The 7,950-nt window shown below is 42.4% G+C and carries 6 protein-coding genes and 1 pseudogene; 4 read left to right on the top strand and 3 right to left on the bottom strand.

Going from position 1 to position 7,950, the window contains the following annotated elements:
• Together H6G97_RS53805 and H6G97_RS40390 are read left to right on the top strand one after the other, a co-directional pair.
• A pseudogene (locus tag H6G97_RS53805) lies at positions 1 to 1,461 on the top strand (bifunctional DNA primase/helicase); the annotation flags it as partial.
• A gap of 248 nt (positions 1,462 to 1,709) precedes the next feature.
• Positions 1,710 to 1,916, top strand: coding sequence for a hypothetical protein (locus H6G97_RS40390; protein WP_190946232.1), 207 nt, complete (start codon positions 1,710 to 1,712; stop codon positions 1,914 to 1,916).
• Positions 1,917 to 1,937: 21 nt separating this feature from the next.
• On the opposite strand, the gene H6G97_RS40395 is transcribed toward H6G97_RS40390, so the two are convergent.
• Positions 1,938 to 3,146: a hypothetical protein gene (locus H6G97_RS40395; protein WP_190946233.1), complete on the bottom strand. Its 1,209-nt coding sequence runs from the start codon at positions 3,144 to 3,146 to the stop codon at positions 1,938 to 1,940.
• 1,009 nt (positions 3,147 to 4,155) lie between these two features.
• On the opposite strand from H6G97_RS40395, the gene H6G97_RS40400 reads away from it, so the two are divergent.
• Together H6G97_RS40400 and H6G97_RS40405 are read left to right on the top strand one after the other, a co-directional pair.
• Positions 4,156 to 4,344: a hypothetical protein gene (locus H6G97_RS40400; RefSeq protein WP_206759153.1), complete on the top strand. Its 189-nt coding sequence runs from the start codon at positions 4,156 to 4,158 to the stop codon at positions 4,342 to 4,344.
• A gap of 713 nt (positions 4,345 to 5,057) precedes the next feature.
• Positions 5,058 to 5,600: a GNAT family N-acetyltransferase gene (locus tag H6G97_RS40405; RefSeq protein WP_190946235.1), complete on the top strand. Its 543-nt coding sequence runs from the start codon at positions 5,058 to 5,060 to the stop codon at positions 5,598 to 5,600.
• A gap of 316 nt (positions 5,601 to 5,916) precedes the next feature.
• Here H6G97_RS40405 and H6G97_RS40410 read toward each other — a convergent pair whose 3' ends face one another.
• Positions 5,917 to 6,390, bottom strand: a complete 474-nt coding sequence (locus H6G97_RS40410) for a P-loop NTPase family protein (protein WP_190946236.1) — start codon at positions 6,388 to 6,390, stop codon at positions 5,917 to 5,919.
• A gap of 103 nt (positions 6,391 to 6,493) precedes the next feature.
• Entirely contained in the window at positions 6,494 to 7,060 is a 567-nt protein-coding gene (locus tag H6G97_RS40415; RefSeq protein ID WP_190946237.1) for a hypothetical protein, read from the bottom strand.
• Between the last annotated feature and the right edge of the window lie 890 nt (positions 7,061 to 7,950).

Raw genomic sequence — 7,950 nt, forward strand, 5'->3', positions numbered from 1 at the left:
AGCTATCATTTTGATGCCGTGTTTGGCGTGTTTCATGCTGTCTCGCAGTCGGCTACAGAATGCGCCCAGCAGTTATGGCGGTATCGTCCAAATGTCCCCATGTATGTTTGGGTTGCTCCGCGTCCTCCCTTTGGTTACGCCGAAACTAATGCCCGTCGCATCAAGGAAAGGATTCTCCAAACGAATGAGATGACCGCTTTTCTGATTCGCATTAACCGAGAAACGGGCAAACGTGGGGCAGAGAAGGATTGGGCATTGGATGCTAGTTGTCAGATTGAGGGGCAACGGAATTGGTCGATTAATAATCTTCGGGCTGATCTGCGATCGCTTTTAGAAGAAATGGGTAATACTATTGCGCCTGTGGGTGATGCAACCGATGAGGGGGCTTCCCGGTGGATGAAAGCGGCAGGTATTGCCATCGATGAAGAACATTTTCGCAAGGTTGCTAATGCCAAAGGTATTGATAGAAGGACTTATACGGCTAGGCAGCACCAAGACTATCTCAAGCCAGAAGAGGTTTTGGAGTGTGAGAAGTTCCGCATACAAGACACTTACGGGATGAGCGTTACCCCGGAACTGGTTGAGCAAGATGATGGAGGACGCTTAATTAAAAAGATTGTCGCACTGGAAGCAATATTGGCAACGCCTGGGGAAATGATTACCGATGATCAGGGGCGGGAGTTTGTTGCACCACCGGCTGTTGTTGCCGAACGGGATAAATCAGAGCGCGATCGCTTGGCTATCTGCACAGACTGGAGTAACCATTCTACCTCCTGGCTTATGCGTCATCGGCTGGGATTGAGGGCGGTGTTGATGGATCTCATGTCTGGGGTTGAGATTAAAGGGGACGAAGCGATGATTCAAGTTTTAGCAGAGTTCTCAAAACGCAACGCATTTCACGTTAAAGGCATTCTCAACCTGACCATTCCCCTCGATGAATCTCCTATGTGGATTTTGGGGCAGTATCTTTCTCAACTCGGACTGTCCACCGAATCACGGCGACCGCTTGAAGATGGTAAGCGCGTTAGGTACTATCGGCTCAATACTGAGGCTGTAGAGTTTGCCCAGAAGGTATTAGAGTATCGGCTTCGTCAACGGCAGGAGAAGGAACGCAAACGCCAAGAGTTACTTGAGCGAGATGCCGCTTATGCAGCTAGAATGCAGTCTCAGTATGGGATTAACCCGCCGTCCACACCCCCCATTAATGAAGATGGAAGTAATAATCGGGGGGGTATGGACACAGATGAAGAACTCAGTGATTCTTGGTGGGAGCGGGTTAAATATTATGCTCGACTGGCGATTGAAAGGGTGGAGTACGGTGTAGAATCAGTTAAAGAATTACTGAGTACGTTAACGATTGATGAGCGTTGCGGCGTGATGCTGGAGTTTGAGGATGTTGACCCGAACAAGTTTGCTCAACTGGTGGCTCTTGCCCCCGATTGGGTGGAATGGATGGCGTGATAGTCCCGTTTCCCAAGAAGTGCGATGCCTGCGCTTCTTTCTTCCGAAGCACTTTGAAGTCCCGTTGCTTTAGGGATCAAGTCTTTGTGTGTTCAGCTTTTGCCGTGATGCCGTGATAATCTTATTTCCCAACATCCACGCCCCGCCCCAACAGGCGACAGCATCGACAATGCCGCCAGTCATGTAGACACTCGATAGACAATTAAGATTGAATTAGACCGCAATTTCTCTCCTATTAACAATTAATCATGGCATCTGCTGAATTTACCTCGCCGGAGTCAACCCAAGCAGTACCGACAGTTGAAACCCCATTGGATGAAGAGCAAGTAAATACCGTGTGCATTAATAAAACAACCTTGTACCGTAAAGTTGGGGAAGGTTGGGCATATCAAAAAAAACCTACAACCGCGTGTGAAGACGATGTAGGGTTAGAGTGTAATGAATGTAGCATTTAGTTCCTGTCTGCAACGCCAGTTTTAGGCTATGGCAGAGAAATCATAATTCGGGTTGTTGTAGCCTGGATTTGACATAGCGGATGATACAAGGTCAGGACTGTTGAGTAAACTATTGACATCAGTGCCTATAGCTGGGCTTGGCGTAGTACTACCTAGCGATACCAGTTCACCACTAACAGAGAAATTCCAGCCTTCATTACCAATGAGTGTTTTGCCATCACCACTGGCTTCAATCCGGTTTCCAAGGAAATTGCTGTTACTTACACTGGCAGTGTTGCCACTTCCAAGTATGTCATTGTTACTACCAGGGAGTGTATTGGCATTACCAAGGATGTCGTTGTTATTGCCTAAGTTCCAGTTACCGTTCCCGTTGGTTGTGTTTTCGTTACCAAAGCCCCAGTTACCATTACCTTCGGTTTTTCCGCCATCACCATAGTTCCAGTTACCGTTACCGTTAGTTGTGTTCTCGTTACCAAAACCCCAGTTACCATTACCGTTGGTTGTGTTTTTGCTACCATATAACCAGTTACCGTTACCTTGGCCACTGTTCTCGGTAGCATCTGCACCATCTAATTTTTGAATATCAGATATCCAGTTGTCGCTCTTATAAGGTACAGGTAGACCATTGCCAGTTTCAGGTAGGTTGCTACCACTTTCCTTGGAGGGGGGAGTGCTACCAAATGGTAAATTACCGGGGAGGTTCCCGCCAGCATCGGCATTGTTAGCACCAGATGCGCTACCGCCAGCAGCGGCATTGTTAGCACCACCAGCGGGGATAGCACCAGCAAAGGGGTTGTTACCACCTAATGCGCTGGTGTCACCGCCAATGACTCCGATCAATTGATTGAACGGGTTATTAGTATCAGTTAAAGCCCGCTCGTCGAGTGGTCGTTCGTAATTATATTTGTACTTTCCATCTTCACTGGTTGTGGATGAGTTGCCACCACCGATGAAGGAAGCAAAGCCACCAGCACCACCAGCACCGCCAGCACTGCCAGCACCACCAGCACTGCCAGCACCACCAGCACCGAAGCCACCAGCACCACCAGCACCACCAGCACTGCCAGCACCACCAGCACCGAAGCCACCAGCACCACCAGCACCACCAGCACCGAAGCCACCGCTAGCGCCACCATCTAAAGTGCTGCCATCGGGGGACTGCCATTTTCCATCACTGAAGGAAAAATTGTTATTACCAGTTAAATTGTTGCTATTCTCAGAAGTTGCCATCAGAATCAAACTCCATATTACTCAAACTGAAATTCCTGCATAATGAGGAAGATCAAGGGCATAAATGAAAGCATTTTTTTGACTTTCATCTTCAATAAAGAAACGCTATATTATCTAACTAAATATTTATTTTTGACAGCTAGTTTAGAAGTGTTTATAATTCAGTTAAGGATAAGTTAAAATCCTTTAATTGAATAAATGTTAATTAACCAAAACTCTAAATAAAAAACAACAAATGCTACTGTTAGCAAAAATTTAAAATAAAATATTTAAATTTAAAATGAACAAAATTTAGATTTGATTGTCAATTGTTTTGATATGTTCAGGCAGAATATTATACAGAACCATACAAGAAAATATTTAAATTTAAAATGAGCAAAATTTAGATTTGATTGTCAATTGTTTTGATATCGTTCAGCCAGAATATAATGCGGGGTAAAATTTAGGCCTTCTGTGTCTTTCGTAGCGATACTTTCAATATTTGCTTGCTTTGAAAGGACTAAATTATCAATAAAAAGCTAAAAAAGCTCAATACCATGCAGGGACAATACGGTTCAGTTAAGGCTAAAAACTAAAACTGGCGTCACCCTGTCAAACCGGGTAAATTGTATGCTAAGACTGAAACTCAGATGGGGTAAGCCTTTCAAGAAGTGCTTTTTGGTGAAGGAACTATGGTTATGCTGCTAGTTTTGATCAAGTTTGAACAAAAAGAAAAATCATCGTTTCAGACACTTGAAATTTTCGATTTGTACAAAAAACCTTTTTTGGCACGGTGATGCCAGTCAGCCCTGACTGGCGCTCACGTCAAATTAAGGTTTTGGGGCGCGTAGGCGCTCTTCTTGACAAGAGATCGCTACCTTGGCGTAACCGAAGTAGCTAGATTGCTATGTATGAAATCAGGCTGATTATTCTAAAGCTTTGTATATAAGCTTGAAAAGTGTCAGTAGTAATTTTACTCGCGTGCTGTGATTCGCAGCACAAATCAACAATGGAAAGTATTTTGCCCTCATTGTCCAAGGTTATTGAGTTCTTAGAATTGGATGCTCAACAATTAGAAGAAACTGACCCCTACCTGGAAGAAGTCAATAAAACCCTAAAAGTGTTGAACCGCTATAAAGATGAATTAAACGAAACTCAAATCCGAGAATCTCATTTACTGCAAAATAGTAACTTTGACACTAGTGTAGAGAACAGCTAAAAGCTAGTCACATCAATTGATAACTATTCGCCACAAAAGTGCAGTGGCGCGTCTCTCAACGAAAGAATGGGGCTTCAAGCGGTGTAGACTGTCCATAAAATAACCTGAGTTCGGGATAATAAATCCTCAAAACCCCTTATTTCTCGTTGTTTGCTCCAAAGCCCCGGTTTAACTTGTTATCAATAAGTCATGTTGTTGAGATTAGTCTCATTTGTGAACCTTATTGATAAAATGATTCAACTTTAATCGCTTCTTTAAACACTTAGAGCTTGGCTCAATCCTTACATAATAAGCTTTTTAGCTTTTGGCTTAACCCGAACTCAGGTTACATACTATGCGCTAATAAACCTATTGCATATAAAAAACCCTGGAGAAATGCCAACTCTATCGAGATTGCAATTTATCTAGGGTTGTAAAGTATGTATTTATGTCTCGTAAAAACGTAAACTTAGTATTCCCAAAAGTTTTGGGATTTGAACGTTACATAGATGTGATCTTCATGGGGGCTGCCGAAATCAACCACAGAGTATATGCTCTTCTCTCTACCATCTAAACGGAAATTACACGATTGTCGGCTCAACGCCACATCAATATATATAGCCAGTAATTACACGTAATGGCTCAAACGTGCAATGGGAAAATGCTTTTGAAATTGCTGACTTACTTATCAATGGTAAGTTGGGGGCGATCACAAATATTGTTGGTGATAAAGCATGAATAATTCAGCAAGTTTCGCTCTAAATCGTCCTGGTTACTCAGCAAAGCTCCTCAAACCAGAGGACGCGGCAGTGCTGCAAAGCCTCTACGAGCAATGCACGGAGTTTGCTCTTCTAACCGATGGTCAACTGCCTTCACCAATGGCAGCGCGTGACGAATTTGATGCTGTGCCAGATGGAAAAACGACCCAGGACAAATATATTTTTGGATTGTTCAATCCACAGAATGATCTGTTAGGAATGATTGAATCGATTCGACACTACCCAGACAATCAGACGTGGTGGTTAGGGTTGATGATGTTGAGTCCTGAGCAGCGAGGTCAAGGATTAGGTTCAGAGTTTTATCAGGCGTTTGAAAATTGGGTATCAGCACAGGGAGTCAAGCAAGTATCATTGTCTGTGGTTGAAGCCAATGAGTTAGGCTTACAGTTTTGGAAGAGCTTGGGATTCAAGGTTATCCGCAAGACGGAACCTCGACAATTTGGTAATAAAACCCATGCAGTCTATGTAATGAGTCGTCCTGTGGAAACGACGGTATAACAATTCGCTTGGAGCGAACTGCTTAAGGAGCTTGGTGCTGAGTTTGAGGTTACTTACAGTCGCTCAAGTGAACCGTTGGGCTGCTTCATGTTATTTGTATCCAGTTCATGAAAAAGAGCTTGAAATTGGTGGAAAACCGTTAATTGAAGTGGCTTATGGTTGGATGGATACCAAAAGTCTGAGATGCAGTTGAGCAACCCAACAATCCCGTTGCACACCGACCGTATCAAGTTACACGTAAGGGCTATTACGTGTAATAAGAGCCTCAAACTCTTTTCGATTCATTGTGATGTCCCCGTAATTTGAGATGATTGGGTTATGCGATAATTTCATGTTTTCTGCCATTATATTGATTAAATATTGAACGATGGGATGAATAACCGAATTCATCTGAGCGTTCTTCATATTGTTGAATCCAATTCTGTAGAAACTCGAATGTTTGTGCCTGCTCCTCGGTTGATTTGAATTTGTGCGGCTCCCAAGGTCGATTGCGGTTATTTTCAAGACACTTACTAATGCCGGGATTTAGGAAATAAATTTCAGTTGAGAATTGGATAGCAGCTTCGATTAGCGTACTGTAGCAGCCTTCAATTATCCAAGAAATATTATTTTCTATAAAGTCTTGTAGATCCTTTGCTGAATCCTTTTGAGTCCGCCGGATGGCAATTTGATTTGGTTCCCAAACGATAGTATCGAGATCAAGAATTGGAATCCTGAAGTCTTTACCAAGTCTATTTGCAAGAGTGCTTTTTCCAGAACCGGAATTGCCAAATATTAAAATTCGATGCATTGTGGTGATTTAATTAAGGTGCAGCAGAGTGATTTCTCAATTTTTAAACAGCTAAAATTATTAATTCCACATTGTTAGTCGAACGTGCAATGCAGTCGCTCCCTTACTTACCAAACCTGATAGTCCAGCAGTCCGATTGTAAATCCGGTGGGAGTTCTGCTGGAAACTCATCAGTAGCATCTATCATGACGCTAAAGTGTTGATCCGCGTATTTTCCTAATCTTTTGATTTCACGCAGCCATTTTGCAAGATTCTTACCCATAAAATCAGGATTAGAGGTATCTATAATTAACAGACGTACTCCGCTATTCGCCATCCGTCGCAACCGTTTTTCAATTTGCTTAGATGTAATTGATGAGGGTTTGATGCGGTAGGGGTCAGCAACATTGAAACTCATGACAGCTACACTGTATCGACCTTCTTTTATTGCATCGCCATTATCAATACTGCCCATGAAAATGAAAACTTCGTGGTGAGGGGGGCAGGATTCGTGATCGACAACGTTCAAAACGTTAGCGGCCATTTCGCTGTTTAGATATTGATGAGTTGTCTCTTCATCCAGCCACAAAGTTCCAAGCCCATCTTTTTCTGGGTGAATGAATTCACCAATGTCTGGGCGAAACTCTCCAACATTAATTAAGGCATACCCTTTGCCAAACTCGCGTTTCATGAAGTGTATCTGCTTAAACGCCTTCGCCACAAAACTTGTATCAAAAAGTACTTGTGAGCAGAAGTCACTTAAAGCTCGCTGCAAAATTGAATTGGCATCCACAATAAACAGGACTGTACTTGAAGTTAATGATAATAACTCACTCTAGTATGTCCGATTTTGGGGTAGACATAGCTCACCCCTAGCTCATTATCAATTTCATTTTTTTCTTGACTGCCACATATCGTCATTCTTTTTGACTGCCACAAATTAGTAAACGCTAGAGAGTTCATCTGAAAAAACTTCGCATACGAACTAAAAACTTACCCCAATGGCTCAATTTTGGCTTCTTTATGTATTATCAAAAATTGGCTCCCATTATGGCTGATTTATGGCACGCCAATGGCATCTCAATGGCAAATCAATGGAATTTGGAAACCTCAATTATCAACTAATTATCACTATTGAGAATTAGGGTTAAAACTGGCTCAATTATGGCATTTCAATGGCATGGGTATGGCATCTCAATGGCAAATCAATGGAAAATGCCAGAATTTATGCATTTTTAAATGTTGTAGTGATATTATGCTCCAGCCAAAAATTAATGTCATTTTCTGACGCACAGTACGCCACGTTTGGCGGAAAGTTTTTTTGAAAAAAAGTGAGGATCAAAGTGAATTCAAAATCACTTGAATCAAAATTAACTACTAAAAACTACATTAATACTACAAAGCTAACTGTACAGTTCACTCTCTTGAACGTTGACTATTTAAAGACTCAATTCATCATCCTGCTCCTGTAAACGTTCACAGGAGTTATCCTGCTACTGTAAAAAATAAGTACACGTAAATGGTAGATTAAGAGGCATGAATGAAAACTGCCTCGCCTACGGAATCGAAATTTCCGACTTA

It is taken from the genome of Nostoc flagelliforme FACHB-838, from assembly GCF_014698065.1.
Lineage (GTDB): Bacteria > Cyanobacteriota > Cyanobacteriia > Cyanobacteriales > Nostocaceae > Nostoc > Nostoc flagelliforme_B.

Coding starts and splice junctions, on each gene's coding strand:
- H6G97_RS40390 (WP_190946232.1), top strand. CDS start 1,710: ATGGCATCTGCTGAATTTACCTCGCCGGAGTCAACCCAAGCAGTACCG.
- H6G97_RS40395 (WP_190946233.1), bottom strand. CDS start 3,146: ATGGCAACTTCTGAGAATAGCAACAATTTAACTGGTAATAACAATTTT.
- H6G97_RS40405 (WP_190946235.1), top strand. CDS start 5,058: ATGAATAATTCAGCAAGTTTCGCTCTAAATCGTCCTGGTTACTCAGCA.
- H6G97_RS40410 (WP_190946236.1), bottom strand. CDS start 6,390: ATGCATCGAATTTTAATATTTGGCAATTCCGGTTCTGGAAAAAGCACT.
- H6G97_RS40415 (WP_190946237.1), bottom strand. CDS start 7,060: ATGAAACGCGAGTTTGGCAAAGGGTATGCCTTAATTAATGTTGGAGAG.